The organism is Pantoea sp. C2G6 (assembly GCF_051336815.1).
Lineage (GTDB): Bacteria > Pseudomonadota > Gammaproteobacteria > Enterobacterales > Enterobacteriaceae > Pantoea.
This window is the reverse complement of sequence record NZ_JBGMNJ010000009.1, coordinates 19,030-40,945: the sequence shown is the minus strand read 5'-3', so window position 1 is coordinate 40,945 and position 21,916 is coordinate 19,030. Positions and strand designations below refer to the sequence as shown.

Genomic DNA, 21,916 nt, shown 5'->3' with positions numbered 1-21,916 from the left:
CATACGCCTGCGCAGGGGATGCGACGACTGATGGTCAGGACAAACAGGAATGCTATGAAATCTAAAAAGAAAACCCCAGATGAGATGCGCGCTGCGAAAAGACGCTGGCTGAATTCTCATGACTCCGGCTACCAGAAAGCGATGGGTAACCGTCATGTTCAGATGATTGCGATCGGTGGTGCTATCGGCACCGGTTTGTTCCTCGGCGCAGGTGGCCGTTTACAGGCAGCCGGACCCGCGCTGGCCATCATCTATCTGGTGTGTGGCATCTTCTCTTTCTTTATTCTGCGTGCGCTGGGCGAGCTGGTATTACACCGTCCCAGCAGCGGCAGCTTCGTCTCCTATGCCCGTGAGTTCCTCGGTGAGAAAGCCTCCTATGTGGCGGGCTGGATGTACTTCGTTAACTGGGCGATGACCGGTATCGTCGACATTACCGCCGTGGCGCTCTATATGCACTACTGGGGCGCGTTTGGCGACGTCCCGCAGTGGGTCTTCGCGCTGGGCGCGCTGGCGATTGTCGGCACCATGAACATGATCGGCGTTAAGTGGTTTGCCGAGATGGAGTTCTGGTTCGCGCTGGTGAAAGTGCTGGCGATTGTGGTGTTCCTGGTTGTCGGGGTCGTGTTCCTCGGCACCGGCAAACCGCTCGATGGCAACAATACCGGCTTCCATCTGATCACCGATAACGGTGGCATGTTCCCGCATGGCTTACTGCCAGCGCTGGTGCTGATTCAGGGGGTGGTGTTCGCCTTTGCCTCTATCGAGCTGGTAGGCACCGCCGCCGGGGAATGCAAAGACCCGAAAACCATGCTGCCGAAAGCGATCAACAGCGTGATCTGGCGTATCGGCCTGTTTTATGTCGGCTCTGTGGTGCTGCTGGTGCTGCTGCTGCCGTGGAACGCCTATCAGGCGGGTCAGAGTCCGTTTGTCACCTTCTTCTCAAAACTGGGTGTGCCTTACATTGGCAGCATCATGAATATCGTGGTGCTGAGCGCGGCGCTCTCCAGCCTCAACTCCGGTCTCTACTCCACCGGCCGCATCCTGCGCTCGATGTCGATGGGCGGCTCGGCACCAAAGTTCATGTCGAAGATGAGCGGTCAGCAGGTGCCTTATGCCGGGATTCTGGTCACCATCTGCGTCTATGTGATTGGGGTGGTGCTTAACTACTATGTGCCGTCTCAGGTGTTTGAGATCGTACTGAACATCGCCTCGCTCGGCATTATCTCCTCCTGGGCCTTTATCGTGGTCTGCCAGCTGCGTCTGCGCAAAGCGATCAAAGAGGGCAAGGCGGATGATGTCAGCTTCAAGCTGCCGGGCGCGCCGTTTACCTCCTGGCTGACGCTGCTGTTTCTGTTCAGCGTGCTGGTGCTGATGGCGTTCGACTATCCGAACGGCACCTATACCATCGCCTCGATTCCGCTGATTGCGCTGGTACTGGTGCTGGGATGGTTTGGCGTACGTAAGCGGGTGCACGCTATCGCGCAAACCGAGCACGATCACCATGAAGAGGAGCCAAAGCCGACCCGGCTGGCTGACGAAACCTCACGCTAATCTCTGCTGATAGTGATAAAGCCAGCCTTCGGGCTGGCTTTTTTATGGGCGCGCCGCTCCCTGATCCCGCACGAATTCAGATAGTGTTTCACCCGGCTTGTCCCTATGATGAGTGGCATCTTATATGGCTGTCATGGAGGGGTTATGTCTTTTAAGATCAATATCATCAAAGATAAGTTGCTGTCTGAAAACTGGTTTGTGCTGCGCAACGTAACTTATGAAATCACCGACCGCCAGGGCGAGGTGATCCGTCATAAACGTGAAGTTTACGATCGCGGCAACGGCGCGACCATCCTGCTCTACAACCGCGAAAAGAACAGCGTGGTGCTGACCCGTCAGTTCCGTATCGCCACCTATGTCAACGGTAACGAAGATGGCATGCTGATTGAAGCCTGTGCCGGCTTACTGGATGACGACTCGCCGGAAGATTGCATCCGTAAAGAGGCAATTGAGGAGACCGGCTACGCGGTGGGCAAGGTGGAAAAACTCTATGCCTGCTATATGTCACCGGGTGGCGTCACCGAGCTGATTCACTTTTTCGCCGCGGAGTATAATGAATCGCTGCGCGACAACGCGGGCGGCGGCGTCGACGATGAGGCGATTGATGTGCTGGAACTGCCTTTTCCTGACGCGATGGCGATGGTAGCGGATGGCCGCATCCGCGACGGTAAAACCATCATGTTGTTACAACATGCATGCATCGCTGGCTGGCTCAAGCCCTGAGTGCGAGGCCGCGTCAGCCTGAAACGTCCCCAGGCGACGTGGCGCGCTATGCCTGTTTTTTCAGCAGTTAACCGCGCTTTCTGGACCGGTTCACAGAATGCGGCCTTCGCCAGGGCGATTGATGCGCTATCATCTCCACTCTGAGTCTCTGGGGATCGATCTTCTTAATGTCGTATTGGATGAAATCGCTGTGGCTGTTGTCTTCGTTATGGGTTGCCTCGGCAGAGGCCGAACCGTTACAGAAGTCATTCAATGACTGGCAGATAACCTGCAACAATGTGGCCTTCTGCGTGGCACGTAATACGCCGGGTGATAAAGGGTTAGTGATGACCCTTTCGCGCCATGCGGGCGTCAACGATCGCCCGCTGCTGCGTATCGACTACGGCAGCGCCTACAGCGGCAATCTGCCCGGTGGGCCGCTGCGCGAGAACCTGCTGCTCGATCAGCGCCGCCTCCAGCCTGACCTCAAACACTGGACTGTTGAACCCCATCATCTGGCTACCAGCAATGCCATCGCCATTAATGAGTTTCTTGATCTGGTGATGGAAGCCAAAACGCTGCAACTCACCTACGACGCTAACGCGCTGATTTCACTGCGCGGCATGAAAGCGGCGCTGCTGCTGATGGATGACGTGCAGGGCAGGGTCAATGGCATGAGCGCCTGGGTCAGACGCGGCGATCGCCCCAGCTGGGATGTGCCGCCCGCGCCTGAGGTAAAGCCGCTGCCGCCCGCGCTGCCGCAGCCTGCGGCGTTAACCCATGATGAGATGAGTGGCTTAATCGACTACGGCACCTGGCGCGTCAACAGCGACTCCTGTTCACTCGATCCGCTGCGGCGTGAAGTCAGCGTGGCGCCGCTGACCGATCAGCGGGCGCTGCTGCTGGTGAGTTGTGAAATGGGCGCGTATAACGTCATCGATCTCGCTTTTGAAGTGACGCGCACCGCCCCCTATGTGGCGCGCGGCGTGACCTTAACCCTGCCGTTTACCCCGCCGGGTGCCAGCGACCGGCAGCTTGAACTGATCAACGCCGAATATGACGCCGCTACCGGTCAGCTCTATACCTTTGGCAAGGGGCGGGGATTAGGTGACTGCGGCAGGGCGACGCGCTGGCAGTTCGATGGCAAAGGTTTTGTACTGGCGGAGTATGCGGAAGAGTCAACCTGCGACGCCTGGCACAGCAGTGACGACTGGCCAACCCTGTGGGTCAGCCAGCCTGACAACGGCGTGCAGCCGCGTTAACGAATCACCTGCACCATCATGGAGGAGCCGGACTGATTGCCCGCCAGCTCGGCCAGCAAGTCATTCACGCCGTCGCTCATCGGGGTAAAGCGGGTCAGCGGCGAGCGCGTCACCACCACAAACACCCCGATGTTCTGCTGTGGCACCATGGCGATATAGGTGATAAAGCCGCCACCGCCACCGGTTTTCTGAATGATGCCGGGATGGCCCTTTTTCGGCCCCATAAAGACCCAGCCCATACCCAGCGCGTCCGCCTTGCCGGGCACATCCATGCCTTCCACTTTATTCAGCTGATCGCGGCGGTAGATTAGCGTTTGCAGCCGATCGATCTGTGGCGTGCGCTGATTCACCGACGAGTTAAGAAACTGCTGCATCCAGCGGCCCATATCATCCGGCGTCGAGTAGACGCCACCGCTGCCAATCGCCGCCAGCGTGTTGTTGCACGGGCTGGCCCCTTTTTCCGCCACCATCAGCCGCCCGCACTGCTCGGGTGACGGGGTAAAGGTGGTGTCCTTCATGCCGAGCGGACGGGTGATCAGCTGCTGAAACAGCGCCGGATAGGGTTTCCCCGCCGCGCGCGACAGCGCATCGCCCAGCAGATCGTACGCCAGGTTGGAGTAGGCGGCATTGCTGCCCGGCGCGGCCTTGAGGCTGGCGCGCGACAGCCATGACCAGCGTTCATCGCGCGTCGGCCAGACAAAAACCGGACGATGCGGCTTTCCGCCGGGCTGCTCACGCGGCAGGCCGCTGGTATGGGTAGAGAGATTAATCAGGCGAATGGGCTGGCCGTTGAAAGCGGGCACCCGCGCGCCCGGCGGCGCATATTTGCTCAGGGGATCGTCGAGGCGGATCTGACCACGCTCAGCCATTTTGACCATCACTTCACTGGTCATCAGCTTGCTCAGTGAGGCGATGCGGATCAGGGAATCTTTCTGCGGCCGCACATTGTTGCCAGGCCGTGTCTCACCAAAGCTGGTGAAGACGCGCTGATTGCCATCAATCGCAATCAGCGCCATGCCGGTCGCACCGCTGCCATAGAAAATGTGTTCTGCGTAACGATCGACAATCTGTGATGCCAGCAGCGGATCGGGCGCGACCTGCGCCATGCTTTTTAAAGGAAGCAGAGAAACCATCAGGGCCAGTAAATAGGGGGTACGCATGTTCAACGGAAGTGGCTTCGCTATAACAATCGGAAGAAAGCTACCTTAAATAATCAGGATGCATTAAGGCGGCGAACCGTACTATCCCGGCAGAAAAGATGCAGAGAGCGGCGGGCGGCCCACGCACAGGCAGCGTAAAGTATGACGGCTCTATAGTAATGGGTTTGCGCAGGGCGTGAAGAGGGGGAGGGAGATTTTTTTCTGTTGCCAGCTACAGGCTGAACTGGCCCTTCCCGTCAGGACGGGAAGGGCCAACGTCTTAGGCTGGCTGAAGCAGGGCTTCAGCGTGGCTGACGATGTTTTCAACGGTGAAACCAAACTCCGGGAAGAGCTGGCTGGCCGGGGCCGATTCACCAAAAGTGGTCATGCCGACAATCGCGCCGTCCAGACCAACATACTTGAACCAGTAGTCGGCAATACCGGCTTCGACCGCCACACGCGCTTTCACGCCGCTCGGCAGGACAGATTCGCGGTAAGCCTTATCCTGGGCATCAAACAGGTCGGTCGAGGGCAGAGAGACCACCCGCACCTTGTGACCGCCGCTGGTCAGCTTCTCAGCGGCGCCCAGAGTGATCTCAACCTCGGAACCGGTGGCGATCAGAATCACCTCCGGGGTGCCGTCACAATCTTTCAGCACATAACCGCCGCGCTTGATGTTTTCGATCTGCTCCGGGGTACGTTCCGGCTGCATCAGATTCTGGCGCGACAGGATCAGCGCGGTCGGACCGTGATGACGTTCGATGGCGGCTTTCCACGCCACCGCCGTCTCCACCTGGTCGCATGGACGCCAGACGCTCATGTTAGGGGTCAGACGCAGGCTGGCGGTCTGCTCAACCGGCTGGTGGGTCGGACCATCTTCGCCCAGACCGATGGAGTCATGGGTGTAGACCAGGATCTGGCGCGCTTTCATCAGGGCGGCCATACGCGCGGCGTTACGCGCATATTCGACAAACATCAGGAAGGTCGCGGTGTAGGGCACGAAGCCGCCGTGGTGGGCGATACCGTTACCGATCGCTGTCATCCCGAACTCACGCACGCCGTAGTGGATATAGTTACCGGCCGCGTCCTCTTTGATCGATTTGGAGCCGGACCACATGGTGAGGTTACTGGGTGCCAGGTCAGCAGAACCGCCGAGGAACTCCGGCAGCAGTTTGCCGTAGGCTTCCAGCGCGTTTTGTGACGCTTTGCGGCTGGCAATTTTCTGCGGGTTAGCCTGAAGATCCTGAATAAAGCGGCTGGTTTCCGCTTCCCACGCCGACGGCATGCCGCCGTTCATGCGGCGCTCATACTCCTGCGCCAGCTCAGGGTAAGCCTGCTTATAGGCGGCAAATTTGGCATCCCAGGCTTTTTCGCGCTCAGCGCCCGCGGCTTTGGCATCCCACTGCTGATAGATCTCCGCCGGGATTTCAAACGCCGGGTAGTTCCAGCCCAGCTGTTTGCGGGTCAGAGCCACCTCTTCCTCACCCAGCGCCGCGCCGTGCGACTCCTCTTTACCGGCTTTATTCGGTGAACCGAACCCGATAATGGTGCGGCAGATAATCAGTGACGGCTTATCGGTGACGCTTTGCGCCTCTTCGATCGCCGCGCGGATCGCGTCAGCATCATGGCCGTCAATATCGCCAATCACATGCCAGTTGTAAGACTCAAAACGCTTATGGGTGTCGTCGGTAAACCAGCCTTCAGTTTCACCGTCGATCGAAATGCCGTTGTGGTCGTAGAAGCCAATCAGCTTGCCGAGACCCAGCGTGCCAGCCAGCGAGCAGACCTCGTGCGAGATCCCCTCCATCAGACAGCCATCACCCATAAAAACATAGGTGTGATGATCGACGATGTCGTGATCCGGGCGGTTAAACTGCGCCGCCAGCGTCCGCTCGGCAATCGCTAAGCCGACCGCGTTAGCCAGACCCTGACCCAGCGGGCCGGTGGTGGTCTCTACGCCTGGGGTATAACCGATTTCCGGGTGACCCGGCGTTTTCGAGTGCAGCTGACGGAAGTTTTTCAGCTCTTCAATCGGCAGGTCATAACCGCTGAGGTGCAACAGGCTATAGAGCAGCATTGAGCCGTGGCCGTTGGAGAGGATAAAGCGGTCGCGATCGAGCCAGGCGGGATTGGTCGGGTTGTGCTGGAGGAAGTCGCGCCACAACACTTCGGCGATGTCGGCCATGCCCATCGGCGCACCGGGGTGACCTGAATTTGCCTTCTGAACCGCATCCATGCTCAGTGCACGAATCGCGTTTGCCAACTCTCTGCGTGAGGACATAAAGTTCTCCCTTGTTAAGCATCAGGGCGGGAAAGTCCCGCCCGACTAAAATTGAAGACTACAGGCGTGCGGCGAGCACATCTTCCAGCTTCTGCTGATCCACCGCGAACTGGCGGATACCGTCAGACAGTTTTTCCACCGCCATTGGGTCCTGATTGTGCTCCCAGCGGAACTCCGCCTCGGAGAGCGGCGACGGCTGATGGAAGCCTTCGGTTGACGGCTCCAGTTTGCGCTCCAGCGGCGCATCGCTGTTCTGCAACTCTTCCAGCAGGTTCGGCGACAGGGTCAGACGGTCGCAGCCTGCCAGCGCCACAATCTGCTCCACTTTACGGAAGCTGGCGCCCATGATGATGGTGCTGTAACGGTGCTTTTTGTAGTAGTCATAGATACGACGTACCGATTTCACGCCGGGATCTTCATCGGCGACGTAGGGTTCCATCGGTTTGCGTGAGTTGTACCAGTCGTAAATACGGCCAACAAACGGCGAAATCAGGAAGACGCCCGCTTCGGCACAGGCGCGCGCCTGGGCAAAGGAGAACAGCAGCGTCAGGTTACAGTGGATGCCGTTCTTCTCCAGCTCTTCCGCCGCGCGGATGCCTTCCCAGGTGGAGGCGAGCTTGATCAGAATACGCGAGCGGTCAATGCCATGCTCTTCATACATCCGTACCAGTTTTTCCGCTTTGGTCACACACATGCCACGATCGAAAGAGAGGCGCGCATCCACTTCGGTCGAAACACGGCCCGGTATGCTCTTCAGGATCTCCATACCGAGGTTAATCGCCACTTTGTCACTGGCGTTGATAATCTGCGTCTCTTTGCTGCCGCCCTGTTTTCTGGCGTACTCAATCGCATCGTCCATCAGATGTTTGTAGGCGTCGAGACTGGAGGCTTTGAGAATCAGTGAGGGGTTGGTGGTGGCATCTTCCGGGTTGTAATGTCGAATTGATTCAATATCACCACTATCCGCCACCACGGTGGTGAACTGTTTTAACGCTTCTAGCTGGTTCATCTCTGAACTCCTTGAAAAGAAAAGTGAAAGCGAACAGGGAGCACCTCAGGCCTCGCAGCCGGTCTGTGGCATACTCTGCTACCGGTAACGCGAACCCATAACATTGCAACAGACATTTTCGAATGAAAATGCGGTTTCTCTGATTGTTGCGCTGCGAGGCGGTGCGAAGGAGCCGTCATGCGGTGTTAACCGTGGGATGCGCCATATTCCATCCTTAAGCATAGCAGTCAGGACAAATGACGCAGGTAACACTGTAGCAATCCGTGCCCTGCTGGCGTGAAGGGCGGCAAAACGGGGAAGTGACCGCGCGACAGCGGGGCCGCGCGGCGGGCAGGGCAGGGACTACTCCGGCAGGTTCAGCCAGTTTTTTACCGGCAGGAAATCGCGATAGAGCGCCGCCTCCGGGGAGTCGGGCTCAGGCTGATAATCATATTCCCAGCGCACCAGCGGCGGCATCGACATCAGAATCGATTCGGTGCGTCCCCCGGTTTGCAGACCAAACAGCGTGCCACGGTCCCACACCAGGTTGAACTCCACATAGCGACCGCGGCGATAGAGCTGGAACTGGCGCTCGCGCTCGCCCCACGGGTGATCTTTACGCCGCGCCACAATCGGCCGATAGGCATCAATAAAGCCACGGCCCACCGCCTGCATAAAGCGGAAGCAGTGCTCGAAGTCAGGCGTGTTGAGATCGTCAAAAAACAGGCCGCCGATGCCGCGCTGTTCATCGCGATGTTTCAGATAGAAGTAGTCGTCGCACCACTTTTTGTAGCGCGGATAGAGATCCTCGCCAAACGGCTGACAGAGGTCAGCGGCGGTCTGATGCCAGTGCAGCGCATCTTCTTCAAAACCGTAGAACGGCGTCAGGTCAAAGCCGCCGCCAAACCACCAGACCGGATCGGCACCGGGTTTTTCAGCGATGAAGAAGCGCACGTTGGCGTGGCTGGTCGGTACATAAGGGTTGTTCGGGTGAATAACCAGCGAAACCCCCATCGCTTCAAAGCTGCGGCCCGCCAGCTCCGGCCGGTGAGCGGTGGCGGAGGCGGGCATCTGGTCGCCATGCACGTGGGAAAAATTGACGCCCGCCTGTTCAAATACCGCCCCGTTACGCAGCACCCGGCTCTGGCCGCCGCCGCCGCCAGCACGCTGCCAGCTATCTTCCGCAAACTGCGCGCCGCCATCTTCAGCCGCCAGCTGGTTACAAATCTCATCCTGCAAGCTGAGCAGGAACGCTTTAACGCGGGAAATATCAGCCATCTTTTCGCTTATCGTTGTTCAGAGTCTGAGGCGATTATACGCAAAAGCTGGCCGCTTGCATGAGTGCGGCGTCCGGCGTCCGGCGTCAGGCATTACGCCGGTCAGACTCTTCAAAGAAATTGACGATGCCGCTGGCAATCGCGGCGGCGATTTTCTGGCGAAACGCATGGGTGCCGAGTAACTGCTCTTCATGCGGATTGGTAATAAAGGAGGTTTCGACCAGCACCGAGGGAATCGACGGTGACTTCAGCACCGCGAAGGCGGCCTGCTCGGTGTGCTGACTGTGCAGATGGTGCACCGGCCGGATCTGGTCCAGTACGTGTTTACCCAGCGTCAGGCTGTTCCTGATGGTGTCGGTCTGCACCAGATCGAACAGGATCTGTTGCAGGTAGTGATCCTGCTGCTGCGCCTTTACGCCGCCCAGTTTGTCGGCATCGTTCTCACGCTGCGACAGATAACGCGCCATGCTGCTGCTGGCGCCGCGATTGGAGAGAGCAAACACCGAGGCACCGCTGGCGTCAGGGCTGGTAAAGCCGTCGGCATGGATCGACATAAACAGATGCGCGCCGTGCTGATGAGCGATCTCCACGCGCTGATAAAGCGGAATAAAGTGGTCGCTGTCGCGGGTCAGGCGCACTTCAATGCGCGGATGATTCTCTAACTGGCGCTGCACATTACCGGCAATCTCCAGCACGATGTGCTTCTCCTCGGAGCCCGCTTCACCCACCGCACCTGAGTCGATGCCGCCGTGGCCGGGATCGAGCATCACGATGCGTTTGCCGTTATCGGCGGGGGGCGCAGGCCGGGCATGACGACCGGAACCGGGGAGAAGGGCGGACTGCTCTTTTGCCTGAACCGCGCGCGGCGATAAAATAGCCAGAGCCAGCCCGGAAAGCAGTAACTGACGACGATGAATCAAACGTTTAAGCAGGTGCATGTACGGGTCCGGTAACAGTAATCCTGCCGGTGTTATAGCGTAAGGGGCTGCCGCCCGCGATCACAGAACCATTTCAGGGCATTACTTTGTATTGCAGGCCGCGAACAGAAATATTGCGCTTTTTTATTTGTCGCCAGCCCGACGAGGGTTGCGTGCGCCAGAGAATGCGTGATAATCAGCAAATTGTGCTTATTTGCAGGTAAAGAAGATGGAAATCCGCGCCTTCCGCCAGGAAGATTTTGAAGAAGTGATCACCTTATGGGAACGTTGCGATTTGTTACGGCCATGGAACGATCCTGAGCTGGATATTGAACGTAAAATGCATCACGACCCCGATCTCTTTCTGGTGGCTGAAGTCGGTGGCGTGGTGGTGGGCACCCTGATGGGTGGCTACGACGGTCATCGCGGCGCGGCCTACTATCTGGCGGTGCACCCTGATTATCAGGGACGCGGCTTCGCCAATGCGCTGATGAACCGGCTGGAGAAGAAGCTGATCGCGCGCGGCTGCCCGAAGCTGCATCTGATGATCCGCGAAGAGAACGATCAGGTGGTGGCGTTTTATGAGAAGCTCGATTATGAGCCGGTGGACGCGCTGCTGTTTGGCAAACGTCTGATTGAAGATCGTGAGTACTAATCCGTTGCCTGGCTATCAGCCGGAGGAGTATGACGCCAGAGGGCAGCTGCGGCTGCCGTTTCTTTTCTGGCTGATCCTGCTGCTCCAGGCGCGGACCTGGCTGCTGCTGGTGATGGCCGGGGCCTCACGGCAGCAGGGCAACGATCTGCTGGCGCTCTTCTACCCGGATCGCCAGGCGTTCTGGATCGGCCTGGCGCTGGGATTACCGGCGCTGGCCGGCCTGCTGCTGACCGGCTACCGCACCCGCCTGCCGCGACTCTGGCAGCAGTGGCGCGGCGTGCTGGCGCTCTCTCTGCTGGTCAACCTGCTCTGGCAGGCGGTGCAGTTTGTGCAGGGCGATCTGCTCAGTTCGCCGCTGCTGTTGCTGCTGACGCTGTTCGACCTGCTGGCGCTGATCTGGCTGCAAACCAGTCGCCGCTGCCGTGACTGCTTTCTGCCTGAACATCATCTTCACTAAACTTTTTGGCGCTTTGCGACTCCAATCAGTTCCGCCTTTCCGGCCTCGTATTAACAGGAGTTTTCATGAAAGCTGTTCGTTCCACGTTACTGATCGCCGCCGTTATGCTGAGCGGCTGCGCCAGTTCGGGTTCCGGCGCTGACAGCAGCCAGCAGGTAAGCTGGTGGAATCCGCTGAGTTATCACTGGTCTTCGGCGCTGCCGTGGAACTGGTTTGGATCGTCGCTGAGCGTGACCGAGCAGGGCGTTGGCGGCCTGACGGCCTCGACCGCCATGAGCGAGAGCGCGATCAACGCCGGGCTTAATGGGGACTACAGCCTGCGCCAGGGCATGCGCAGTCAGAACGGTCAGGTGATCTCATTCTGGCAGGCGCTGGATGACGGCAAAGTCAGCCTGGTGGTGTATGGCCAGTCGCAGGTCGAGCGCATCGAAGTGATGGACAGCCGCGTCGTCAGTAGCGACGGCAGCAAAGTCGGCGATGCCTTCAGCAATAAATTCACTAAAGCCTTTAACAACTGCGAGTTAGCCAGCGGGGCGGATGCGCGCAGCGTCGCCTGTCGTGCGCCCGGCAGTCAGCACCTGACCTATCTCTATCAGGGAGAGTGGCATGGCCCGGAAGGATTGATGCCCTCTGACGATACGCTGAAGAACTGGAAAATCAGCAAGATTGTCTGGCAGCGCTGACCGCTGCTTAAACGTGCGCCGCGTCAGGCGGCCACGATACCGGGTTCAACAGCCTGCCAGCCCGCGTGGGACGGGATTCTCCGTCCCGATCGGCTTTTGCTGAATTCTGCATAAATTCTGCCGCCGTCTTATGCTTTTTTCGACTTTGAAATCATCAAACGATATATAAAACCGTTACTGGTTTTCACTGAGTTATAAATAAACTGGTGCCTCAGCGGGTGAGATCCGCATCAAACTTTTTCAGGGTGCCAAATGACATTACAAGCGATGAAAAAAATCGTGAGCGGACTCGCGTTGTCGCTGAGCCTGGCCGGCGCAGCCAATGCCACTGAACTGCTTAATAGCTCCTACGATGTGTCACGCGAGCTGTTTGTTGCCCTGAACGCCCCCTTTGTTAAACAGTGGGATGCCGCCCATCCCGGCGATCCACTGACCATCAGAATGTCTCATGCCGGTTCCTCGAAGCAGGCGCTGGCTATCCTTCAGGGGTTGCGCGCCGATGTGGTCACCTACAACCAGGTGACCGATGTGCAGGTGTTGCACGATAAAGGCAATCTGATCGCCGCTGACTGGAAAAGTCGTCTGCCGAACAACAGTTCGCCCTTCTACTCCACCATGGCGTTTCTGGTGCGCAAAGGGAATCCAAAGCAGATCCATGACTGGTCAGATTTGACCCGCAGCGACGTAAAGCTGATCTTCCCCAACCCGAAAACCTCCGGCAATGGCCGCTACACCTATCTGGCCGCCTGGGGCGCAGCGGATAAAGCGGACGGCGGCGATCAGGCCAAAACCCGTGCCTTTATGACGCAGTTTCTGAAAAACGTTGAAGTCTTCGATACCGGCGGTCGCGGCGCGACCACGACCTTTGCTGAGCGCGGTCTGGGCGACGTACTGATTAGCTTTGAGTCAGAAGTAAATAACATCCGCAACCAGTACGGCAAAGATGAGTACGAAGTGGTGGTGCCGAAAACCGATATTCTGGCGGAATTTCCGGTGGCATGGGTGGATAAGAATGTCGCCACCAATAAAACCGCGGAGGCGGCCAGTGCTTACCTGAATTTCCTCTACACCCCTGAAGCGCAGAATATTATTACGCACTACTACTATCGCGTGAACAATCCACAGCTGATGGCGGAGCAGAAAGATCGCTTCCCGCAGACCAGCCTGTTCCGGGTAGAAGAGGCCTTTGGCGGCTGGGATAAGGTGATGAAGACCCATTTCGCCAGCGGCGGTGAGCTTGACAAGCTGTTAGCGGCGGGGCGCGGATAATGTTTGCAGCCAGCCAGAAACGTGTATTGCCCGGCTTTGGACTGAGCCTCGGCACCAGCCTGCTGTTTACCTGCCTGATTCTGCTGCTGCCGATTAGCGCAGTGATCATGCAGTTGTCGCAGATGACGCTGCAACAGTACTGGGATGTGGTGACCAATCCGCAGCTGATTGCCGCCTATAAAGTGACGCTGCTCTCCGCCGGTGTCGCTTCGCTGTTTAACGCGGTGTTCGGCATGCTGATGGCATGGATCCTGACCCGTTACCGTTTTCCGGGTCGGGCGCTGCTGGATGGCCTGATGGATCTGCCGTTTGCGCTGCCGACAGCGGTGGCCGGTTTAACCCTGGCTGGCCTGTTCTCAGTCAATGGCTGGTACGGACAGTGGTTCGCTCATTTCGACATCAAAATTTCCTACACATGGATAGGTATCGCCATTGCCATGGCCTTTACCAGCATCCCGTTTGTGGTGCGTACCGTACAGCCGGTGCTGGAAGAGTTAGGCCCGGAGTATGAAGAGGCGGCCGAAACCCTGGGCGCGACGCCGTGGCAGAGCTTTCGCCGCGTGGTGTTACCGGAAGTGGCCCCTGCGCTGCTGGCGGGCACCGCGCTCTCTTTCACCCGCAGCCTGGGTGAGTTTGGCGCGGTGATTTTTATCGCCGGTAACATCGCCTGGAAAACCGAAGTGACCTCGCTGATGATTTTTGTCCGGCTACAGGAGTTTGACTATCCGGCAGCCAGCGCCATCGCCTCGGTGATTCTGGCGGCCTCGCTGATTCTGCTGTTCGCGATTAACACCCTACAGAGCCGCTTTGGCCGTCGTCTGGGAGGACACTAATGGCTGAGGTTTCGCAACTTAATCACGCCGCGCGCCAGCCGGTGAACTGGAGTAAATGGCTGCTGATCGGGATCGGCGTGCTGGTCTCGGTTCTGCTGCTGGTGGTGCCGATGGCCTCCATCTTCTGGGAGGCGCTGAATCAGGGCCTGTTCGTGGCGCTCGGTAATCTTACCGATGGGGACATGCTGCACGCCATCTGGCTGACGGTGCTGGTGGCGCTGATCACCGTGCCGGTGAACCTGGTGTTTGGCACGCTGCTCGCCTGGCTGGTGACGCGCTTTACCTTTCCCGGCCGTCAGCTGCTGCTGACGATGTTTGATATTCCGTTCGCGGTCTCGCCGGTGGTGGCGGGCCTGATGTATCTGCTGTTCTGGGGCGTCAATGGTCCGGCAGGCGGCTGGCTGGATGCGCATAACATCCAGATTATGTTTGCCTGGCCTGGCATGGTGCTGGCAACGGTGTTTGTCACCTGTCCGTTTGTGGTGCGCGAGCTGGTGCCGGTGATGCTGAGTCAGGGCAGTCATGAAGATGAAGCCGCGGTGCTGCTGGGCGCGTCCGGCTGGCAGATGTTCCGCCGGGTGACGCTGCCGAATATTCGCTGGGCGCTGCTCTATGGCGTGGTGCTGACCAACGCCCGCGCGATTGGTGAGTTTGGTGCGGTCTCGGTGGTATCGGGATCGATTCGCGGTGAGACCTATACCTTACCGCTTCAGGTTGAATTATTGCATCAGGACTACAACACGGTGGGCGCGTTTACCGCCGCCGCCCTGTTAACCCTGATGGCAATTGTGACGCTGTTTCTGAAAAGCATTGTGCAGTGGCGTTTAGAGCAGCAGCACAAGCGCCTGCAACAGGAGGGAAATCATGAGCATTGAGATTAACAAGATCAACAAGTCCTTTGGTCGCACCTCGGTGCTGAACGATATTTCTCTGGATATTGCCTCGGGTGAGATGGTGGCGCTGCTGGGGCCATCCGGCTCAGGTAAAACCACGCTGCTGCGCATTATTGCCGGGCTGGAGCATCAGAACAGCGGTCAGATCCGTTTTCATGGAAATGATGTCAGCCGCCTGCACGCGCGCGATCGTCAGGTCGGTTTTGTCTTCCAGCACTATGCGCTGTTTCGCCATATGACGGTGTTCGACAATATCGCCTTTGGCCTGACGGTGCTGCCGCGTCGTGAACGTCCTTCAACGGCGGAGATCAAACAGCGTGTCACCCGCTTGCTGGAGATGGTGCAGCTGGCCCATCTGGCCAATCGCTTTCCGGCGCAGCTGTCGGGCGGTCAGAAACAGCGCGTGGCGCTGGCGCGTGCCCTGGCGGTAGAGCCGCAAATCCTGCTGCTGGATGAACCTTTCGGCGCGCTGGATGCCCAGGTGCGTAAAGAGCTGCGCCGCTGGCTGCGTCAGCTGCATGAAGAGATTAAATTTACCAGCGTGTTTGTCACCCATGACCAGGAAGAGGCGATGGAAGTGGCGGACCGGGTGGTGGTGATGAGTCAGGGTAACATCGAACAGGTCGGCACGCCCGACGAGGTCTGGCGCGATCCGGCAACCCGTTTTGTGCTGGAGTTCCTCGGCGAAGTAAATCGCTTTGATGGCGAAGTTCAGGGATCGCAGTTCCACGTCGGCGCTCACCACTGGCCGCTGGGGTATACCTCGGCGCATCAGGGCGCGGTAGAACTCTTCCTGCGCCCGTGGGAAGTGGATGTCTCGCGCCGCAGCAGCCTGGAAACCCCGCTGCCGGTACAGGTGCTGGAGGTCAGCCCGCGCGGACATTTCTGGCAGTTGGTGGTGCAACCCAGCGGCTGGCAGAGCGAGCCGTTCTCGCTGGTATTTGAAGGCGAGCAGACCGCCCCGATTCGCGGCGAACGCCTGTTTGTCGGCTTGCAGCAGGCGCGCCTCTATCAGGGCGACACGCCGTTGCGCGCGGTTGCCTTTGCCCGGAGCGCCTGATATTTTCTCATCCACCCGGGCGGGAGCGTGACTTCCGCCCATTTTTGCTGCTCGTGTGTCAGACGCCAGGAATCGCACCGTGACAACTCTCGAAAATACCATCGGCAATACCCCGCTGATCAAATTGCAGCGCCTGACGCCAGCCAATGGCAGTGAGGTCTGGCTCAAGCTGGAAGGCAATAATCCGGCGGGTTCGGTAAAAGATCGGGCGGCCTGGTCGATGATCCATCAGGCGGAGCTGCGCGGTGAGATCGCGCCGGGCGATCGGCTGATTGAAGCCACCAGCGGCAACACCGGCATTGCGCTGGCGATGATCGCCGCGATGAAGGGCTACTCTCTGCGCCTGCTGATGCCGGACAACATGAGTCAGGAGCGCCAGGATGCGATGCGCGCCTACGGGGCGGAGCTGATTCTGGTGCCGCGTGAGCAGGGCATGGAAGGCGCGCGCGATCTGGCGCAGACGATGGCGGCGCGCGGCGAAGGCCGGGTGCTGGATCAGTTTAATAACCCGGACAACCCGCTGGGCCACTATCAGACCACCGGCCCGGAGCTGTGGCAGCAGTCGAACCAGCGTATGACCCATTTCGTCTCCAGCATGGGCACCACCGGCACCATTACCGGCGTGGGGCGCTACCTGAAAGAGCAGAACAGCGGCGTGAAGATCATCGGTTTGCAGCCGAGTGAAGGCAGCAGCATTCCCGGCATTCGTCGCTGGCCGCTGGCCTATCTGCCGGGCATCTACCGACCCGATCTGGTGGATGACGTCATGGATATGAGCCAGCAGGAAGCCGAAGAGACGATGCGGGCGCTGGCACGCCGTGAAGGCATCTTCTGTGGCGTCAGCTCAGGCGGCGCGGTGGCGGGTGCGCTGCGCATTGCCCAGGCTCATCCGGGCAGCGTGGTGGTGGCGATTGCCTGCGATCGCGGCGACCGCTATCTCTCTACCGGGCTCTATCATCAGTAACTTCTGCGGATGCGGAAACCAGGCCTGTGCGCGCATTTGCTGCCCACGGGCCTTTTTTTTAGCCACTTTCGACCGGGCCGGGCATACTGAATCTGTAAGGATCACGTAAATCAGGCTGCGCGATTGCCCGGCTCAGGACAGAATAGCGGCAATTTTGTACGAGAGACACCCATGAAAATTCTGCTTGTTGATGATGATGTAGAGTTAGGCACCATGTTAAGTCAGTACCTGATCGGGGAAGGGTTTGATGCTCAGCTGGTACTGACCGGCAGCGCCGGCATTGAGGGCGCGCTGTCAGGCCACTACACCGCGATGATTCTGGACATCATGCTGCCCGATATGAGCGGCATTGATGTGCTGCGGCAGGTGCGCCAGAACAGCCGGATACCGGTGATCATGCTGACCGCCAAAGGGGACAATATCGATCGCGTTATCGGGCTGGAGATGGGGGCGGATGACTATATGCCCAAACCCTGCTATCCGCGCGAACTGGTTGCCCGCCTGCGCGCGGTGCTGCGGCGCTTCGAAGAGCAGGTGCCACAGCCAGACGCGAAAGAGCCGCTCAGCTGGGGCGGGCTGACGCTCAACCCGGCCACCCGCATCAGCGAATGGCAGGGCAAAGCCTTTGATCTGACCGCCTCGGAGTTCAACCTGCTGGATCTGCTGCTGCGCGCGCCGGATCGGGTGGTGTCGAAAGATGAGCTGTCTGAAAAGGGGCTGGGCAGACCGCGTGAAGCCTACGACCGTAGTGTGGATGTGCATATCAGCAATATCCGCCAGAAGCTCAGCGCGTTAACCGCCGACAGTATCAACATCGAAACCGTTCGCAGCATTGGTTATCGTATTCGATGAAGCGGAGTTATCGCGGACGGATGTTCTGGAAGATCCTGATAGGCTTCTGGATCGTTTTCGTCATTATGAGCCAGCTGATCTGGCTCGGCTTCTCTCTCTCCGGCAAACGGCATGAGCCGCCTGAACTAACTGCTATCCGCCGGATTGTCGATCTGCAAATGACCTCCGCCGTCTCGCTGCTGGAGCGGGGCGGGCCGCAGGCGCTGGATGATATGCTGGCGGGCTGGGATGACAGCGATCGTCAGTTTTTCCACATCTCTCAGCAAGCCAGACCGCCACAGGCCCGGACTCAGCCTCAGCCTGACGCAGAGCCCGACCACACCATTCCTGAAGAGGTTGTTCGCTGGGTGCACGGCGCAGATGGCAAAGAGTATCAGCTGCGTTACAACATTGATGGTATGCGCAAAGAGAGCATGCTGAGCATGCGACCGCGCAAGTTTCTGAATATCCCTGAGCCGATGTTCCTGTTTGCCGGTTCAGTCGGGCTGTTGTTTAGTCTGCTGCTCGCCTGGAACCTGACGCGGCCGATGCGCCAGTTGCGCGAAGGGTTTTTACGGGTAGCGGAAGGGGACTTAAGCGTGCGGCTCTTTCCGGTGATGCGTCAGCGTCACGATGAGCTGTCTACCGTCGCGGAAGCCTTCGATGCGATGGTTGAACGGCTGGAGACGCTGGTACGGGCGCGCGAAGAGTTGCTGCACGATATTTCTCATGAGCTGCGTTCCCCGCTGGCCCGCCTGCAACTGGCGACCGGACTGGCGAGACAGACGCCAGAAAGTGTTAACAGCTCGCTTGATCGCATCGATGAAGAGGCACGGCGGCTCGACAAGATGATTGGCGAACTGCTGACGCTGTCGCGGGCTGAGCATGAAAGCATCCCGGATGAGCAATATTTTGACCTGACGGGCTTACTGGAGGCGGTCGTGACCGATGTGCGCTACGAGGCGCAGATCCCCGGCGTTCAGATCGCCCTGCTGGTCGACGAGCAGGCGGACTATACCGTGCGTGGCAACGCGGAACTGATACGACGCGGGGTTGAGAACGTGTTACGAAACGCGCTGCGCTTTTCGCTGAAAGGCCAGCTGATCGAGGTAGGTCTGCATACGGAACAGCAGTGGCTTGAGATTCAGGTGCGCGATCAGGGACCGGGCGTGGAAGAGGATAAGCTCTCCAGCATCTTTGACCCCTTTGTGCGGGTCAATTCGCCGCTGATGGGCAAGGGCTATGGCCTGGGGCTGGCGATCGTGCGTAAAGTGGTGCTGGCGCATCATGGTGAAGTGGAGGCGCGCAACCGGCCTGAGGGCGGATTTGAACTGACGCTGCGGCTGCCACGCTGGCAACCCTGAAATTCAGAAACAATAACGGCACCCGCAGGTGCCGTTATGTTATGGGGTAATGCTTACTTGCGGATGCGGATCACCGGCGTTTCGCCGACAACTACCTGGCCTGAGAGCTTAACCAGCTCCTTGATTTCATCCATGTTAGAAATCACCACCGGTGTCAGGGTCGATTTTGCTTTCTCTTCCAGCAACGGCAGATCGAACTCGATAACCACATCGCCTTTTTTAACCTTCTGGCCTTCTTCAGCGATACGTTTGAAGCCTTCACCTTTCAGTTCAACTGTATCGATGCCGAAATGGACAAACAGCTCAATGCCGTTGTCTGATTCGATCGAAAAAGCGTGATTGGTTTCAAAAATCTTGCCGATAGTGCCATCAACCGGTGCGACCATTTTGTTGCCGCTCGGTTTGATTGCAATACCGTCGCCCACGATTTTCTCTGCAAACACTACATCTGGTACGTCTTCAATGTTCACGATTTCGCCTGACAGAGGCGCTACGATATCGATTGTCCCAGCGCTATCCGTTTTTTCGCCAAAAAGTTTAGAAAACAAACCCATGATCTTCTCCTAAGCAGTAATTTGGGGCCAGCATCATGCAGATTAGCAGAGCGTTTTCTCTTTAATAAACTTGTTTACCACGTTCATTAAATCTTCCGCTGTGGGTTGCGCCAGTGCCTGCTCTGCTAATGCCTTCGCATCTTCAAAATTAGTATTACGAATGATTTTCTTGATGCCAGGGATAGAAATGGCACTCATGCTGAACTCGTCCAGCCCCATTCCCAGTAACAGTAGTGTAGCACGTTCATCACCTGCCAGCTCACCACACATACCGGTCCATTTACCCGCAGCGTGAGATGCATCAATGACTTGCTTAATTAAATTCAGCACTGAGGGTGACATGGGGTTGTAAAGGTGTGAAATCAGATCATTACCACGGTCAACCGCCAGAGTATACTGCGTCAGGTCGTTTGTCCCAATACTGAAGAAGTCCACTTCCTTCGCCAGATGATGGGCGATAACCGCTGAGGCCGGGGTTTCCACCATGATGCCGACTTCGATGCTCTCATCAAAGGCTTTGCCTTCTTCACGCAACTGCGCTTTCAGCAATTCCAGTTCCGCTTTCAGGCTACGAACTTCTTCAACCGAAATGATCATCGGGAACATAATGCGCAGCTTGCCAAAGGAGGAGGCGCGCAGAATGGCGCGCAGCTGCGCATGGAGGATCTCTTTACGGTCCATCGCGATACGAATGGCGCGCCAGCCGAGGAACGGGTTCTCTTCTTTCGGCAGGTTCATGTAAGGCAGATCTTTGTCACCGCCGATGTCCATGGTACGCACGATCACCGCCTGTGAGCCCATCGCTTCAGCGACCGCTTTGTAGGCCTGGAACTGCTCTTCTTCCGTTGGCAGCGAGTCGCGGTCCATAAACAGGAACTCAGTGCGGTAGAGACCCACACCTTCCGCGCCGTTGCGCTCAGCGCCGGCAATATCACGCACGGTGCCGATATTGGCGCACACTTCAACCTGATGTCCATCCAGCGTGATAGCGGGCAGATCTTTCAGCTTGGCGAGTTCATGTTTTTCCGACAGATACTGGCTCTGTACGGCTTTCAGCTCTTCCTGGATCGCTTCAGAAGGATTGACGTAAATCGCGTTGTTAACGCCATCCAGAATCAGGAAGTCGCCGTTTTTAATCGTGGTGGTCACATTGCCGGTGCCGACAATGGCTGGGATCTCCAGCGAACGCGCCATGATTGAGGTATGTGAGGTACGTCCACCCAGATCGGTAATAAAGCCCAGCACCTTTTTCAGGTTCAGCTGCGCGGTTTCTGATGGGGTTAAATCTTTCGCCACCAGAATCGATTCGTCCTGGATCGCGCTCAGGTCGACAATGTGCAGACCCAGAATGTTCTGCAACAGACGCTTACCGATGTCACGCACGTCAGCCGCACGCTCTTTCAGGTATTCATCATCTAACTCTTCCAGCGCTTTCGCCTGGCCATCAATGACCGAGTAAGCAGCCGCGTCGGCAGAAGCGTGATCTTTTTTGATCAGGTCGATGATTTCCTGCTCCAGCTCTTCATCTTCCAGCAACATAATGTGGCCTTCGAAGATGGCGGCTTTCTCTTCACCGAGGGTTTCACCCGCTTTGACGCGAATCGCTTCCAGTTGTTCTGCCGCTTTACTGCGGCCATCGAGGAAGCGCTGAACTTCCTGCTCAACCTGGTCATCAGTAATTTTTTTACGGTTGATGACGATCTCGTCTTCTTTCAGCAGCAGTGCCTTGCCGAAAGCGATACCTGGTGATGCTAAAATGCCTGAAATCATAACGCTACCTTTTAATCACGATGGCTGATTAGACTCTTTGCGGTGCCATTGTCGCGGGACACGTACTCTACGAAAGCGATAACGCGGACAGATTGTCCGCGATCAAGATGTTTGCACTCAATGGCGCAGAGGAGTCGATTTGCTGGAAAGCTGAGCGGAGATTACTCCAGTTCAGCCATCAGTTTGACCAGATGCTCAACTGCTTTTTGCTCGTCTTCACCTTCAGCAGAAAGGGTAACAACCGTTCCCTGGGTCAAGCCCAGTGTCTGCAATTTGAACAGGCTTTTCGCGCTCGCGGATTTACCATTGGAAGTCACGGTAATTTCTGACTGGAAAGCTTTGGCTTCTTTAACGAATTGCGCAGCTGGGCGAGTATGAAGACCGTTTGGTGCGGTAATGGTAACTTCTTGCTGGAACATTCTATTTCCCCAACGTTATCAGGATGAGTGTTATGGATCTAAAGTCT

The 21,916-nt window shown here is 57.7% G+C and carries 21 protein-coding genes; 13 read left to right on the top strand and 8 right to left on the bottom strand.

What is annotated here, in order from left to right:
• Window positions 1-54 precede the first annotated feature (54 nt).
• From ansP to ACCW71_RS13260, 3 genes are all read left to right on the top strand, one after another.
• Window positions 55-1,551 (top strand): L-asparagine permease, encoded by a 1,497-nt coding sequence (gene ansP / locus ACCW71_RS13270; RefSeq protein WP_436372055.1) that lies wholly within the window; start codon window positions 55-57, stop codon window positions 1,549-1,551.
• A gap of 144 nt (window positions 1,552-1,695) precedes the next feature.
• Window positions 1,696-2,274: a GDP-mannose pyrophosphatase NudK gene (gene nudK, locus ACCW71_RS13265; protein WP_436372053.1), complete on the top strand. Its 579-nt coding sequence runs from the start codon at window positions 1,696-1,698 to the stop codon at window positions 2,272-2,274.
• A gap of 167 nt (window positions 2,275-2,441) precedes the next feature.
• Entirely contained in the window at window positions 2,442-3,515 is a 1,074-nt protein-coding gene (locus ACCW71_RS13260; RefSeq protein WP_436372051.1) for a DUF1176 domain-containing protein, read from the top strand.
• Here ACCW71_RS13260 and ampH read toward each other — a convergent pair.
• The 5 genes from ampH to amiA form a co-directional block, all read right to left on the bottom strand.
• Window positions 3,512-4,675 (bottom strand): D-alanyl-D-alanine-carboxypeptidase/endopeptidase AmpH, encoded by a 1,164-nt coding sequence (ampH, locus tag ACCW71_RS13255; protein WP_436372049.1) that lies wholly within the window; start codon window positions 4,673-4,675, stop codon window positions 3,512-3,514. The two genes, ACCW71_RS13260 and ampH, sit on opposite strands and share 4 nt — an antisense overlap.
• A 259-nt stretch (window positions 4,676-4,934) precedes the next feature.
• Window positions 4,935-6,935: a transketolase gene (gene tkt, locus ACCW71_RS13250; protein ID WP_436372048.1), complete on the bottom strand. Its 2,001-nt coding sequence runs from the start codon at window positions 6,933-6,935 to the stop codon at window positions 4,935-4,937.
• Between the two features lie 58 nt (window positions 6,936-6,993).
• Window positions 6,994-7,944: a transaldolase gene (tal, locus tag ACCW71_RS13245; RefSeq protein ID WP_436372046.1), complete on the bottom strand. Its 951-nt coding sequence runs from the start codon at window positions 7,942-7,944 to the stop codon at window positions 6,994-6,996.
• 342 nt (window positions 7,945-8,286) lie between these two features.
• Window positions 8,287-9,201, bottom strand: coding sequence for an oxygen-dependent coproporphyrinogen oxidase (gene hemF, locus ACCW71_RS13240; protein ID WP_436372044.1), 915 nt, complete (start codon window positions 9,199-9,201; stop codon window positions 8,287-8,289).
• An 85-nt stretch (window positions 9,202-9,286) separates the two neighbouring features.
• Entirely contained in the window at window positions 9,287-10,138 is an 852-nt protein-coding gene (gene amiA, locus ACCW71_RS13235; RefSeq protein ID WP_436372042.1) for an N-acetylmuramoyl-L-alanine amidase AmiA, read from the bottom strand.
• Between the two features lie 208 nt (window positions 10,139-10,346).
• Here amiA and ACCW71_RS13230 point away from each other — a divergent pair, with 208 nt between their 5' ends.
• From ACCW71_RS13230 to ACCW71_RS13185, 10 genes are all read left to right on the top strand, one after another.
• Window positions 10,347-10,772, top strand: coding sequence for a GNAT family acetyltransferase (locus ACCW71_RS13230; RefSeq protein WP_046102342.1), 426 nt, complete (start codon window positions 10,347-10,349; stop codon window positions 10,770-10,772).
• A complete protein-coding gene (locus ACCW71_RS13225; protein WP_436372040.1) occupies window positions 10,762-11,229 on the top strand; it encodes a DUF2919 family protein in 468 nt (155 codons plus the stop codon). Before ACCW71_RS13230 ends, ACCW71_RS13225 begins: the two co-directional genes overlap by 11 nt.
• A 65-nt stretch (window positions 11,230-11,294) precedes the next feature.
• Window positions 11,295-11,912, top strand: coding sequence for an RpoE-regulated lipoprotein (locus ACCW71_RS13220; protein WP_436372038.1), 618 nt, complete (start codon window positions 11,295-11,297; stop codon window positions 11,910-11,912).
• A gap of 252 nt (window positions 11,913-12,164) precedes the next feature.
• Window positions 12,165-13,181 (top strand): sulfate ABC transporter substrate-binding protein, encoded by a 1,017-nt coding sequence (locus ACCW71_RS13215; protein WP_436372036.1) that lies wholly within the window; start codon window positions 12,165-12,167, stop codon window positions 13,179-13,181.
• Complete coding sequence (cysT, locus tag ACCW71_RS13210; RefSeq protein WP_090958872.1) at window positions 13,181-14,014, top strand: sulfate/thiosulfate ABC transporter permease CysT; 834 nt, start codon at window positions 13,181-13,183, stop codon at window positions 14,012-14,014. The genes ACCW71_RS13215 and cysT overlap by 1 nt, the downstream gene beginning before the upstream one ends.
• Window positions 14,014-14,889, top strand: coding sequence for a sulfate/thiosulfate ABC transporter permease CysW (gene cysW / locus ACCW71_RS13205; protein WP_436372034.1), 876 nt, complete (start codon window positions 14,014-14,016; stop codon window positions 14,887-14,889). The genes cysT and cysW overlap by 1 nt, the downstream gene beginning before the upstream one ends.
• Entirely contained in the window at window positions 14,879-15,967 is a 1,089-nt protein-coding gene (gene cysA / locus ACCW71_RS13200) for a sulfate/thiosulfate ABC transporter ATP-binding protein CysA (RefSeq protein WP_436372032.1), read from the top strand. Before cysW ends, cysA begins: the two co-directional genes overlap by 11 nt.
• A 79-nt stretch (window positions 15,968-16,046) precedes the next feature.
• Entirely contained in the window at window positions 16,047-16,931 is an 885-nt protein-coding gene (cysM, locus tag ACCW71_RS13195) for a cysteine synthase CysM (RefSeq protein ID WP_436372030.1), read from the top strand.
• A gap of 171 nt (window positions 16,932-17,102) precedes the next feature.
• Window positions 17,103-17,783, top strand: a complete 681-nt coding sequence (locus ACCW71_RS13190) for a response regulator transcription factor (RefSeq protein ID WP_436372028.1) — start codon at window positions 17,103-17,105, stop codon at window positions 17,781-17,783.
• Window positions 17,780-19,126: an ATP-binding protein gene (locus tag ACCW71_RS13185; RefSeq protein WP_436372026.1), complete on the top strand. Its 1,347-nt coding sequence runs from the start codon at window positions 17,780-17,782 to the stop codon at window positions 19,124-19,126. The genes ACCW71_RS13190 and ACCW71_RS13185 overlap by 4 nt, the downstream gene beginning before the upstream one ends.
• Window positions 19,127-19,179: 53 nt before the next feature.
• On the opposite strand, the gene crr is transcribed toward ACCW71_RS13185, so the two are convergent.
• From crr to ptsH, 3 genes are all read right to left on the bottom strand, one after another.
• Window positions 19,180-19,680: a PTS glucose transporter subunit IIA gene (crr, locus tag ACCW71_RS13180; protein WP_436372024.1), complete on the bottom strand. Its 501-nt coding sequence runs from the start codon at window positions 19,678-19,680 to the stop codon at window positions 19,180-19,182.
• A gap of 42 nt (window positions 19,681-19,722) precedes the next feature.
• On the bottom strand, window positions 19,723-21,450 hold the full coding sequence (gene ptsI, locus ACCW71_RS13175; protein WP_436372022.1) for a phosphoenolpyruvate-protein phosphotransferase PtsI: 1,728 nt from the start codon (window positions 21,448-21,450) through the stop codon (window positions 19,723-19,725).
• Between the two features lie 161 nt (window positions 21,451-21,611).
• Window positions 21,612-21,869 (bottom strand): phosphocarrier protein Hpr, encoded by a 258-nt coding sequence (ptsH, locus tag ACCW71_RS13170; RefSeq protein ID WP_003848868.1) that lies wholly within the window; start codon window positions 21,867-21,869, stop codon window positions 21,612-21,614.
• Window positions 21,870-21,916: the final 47 nt, after the last annotated feature.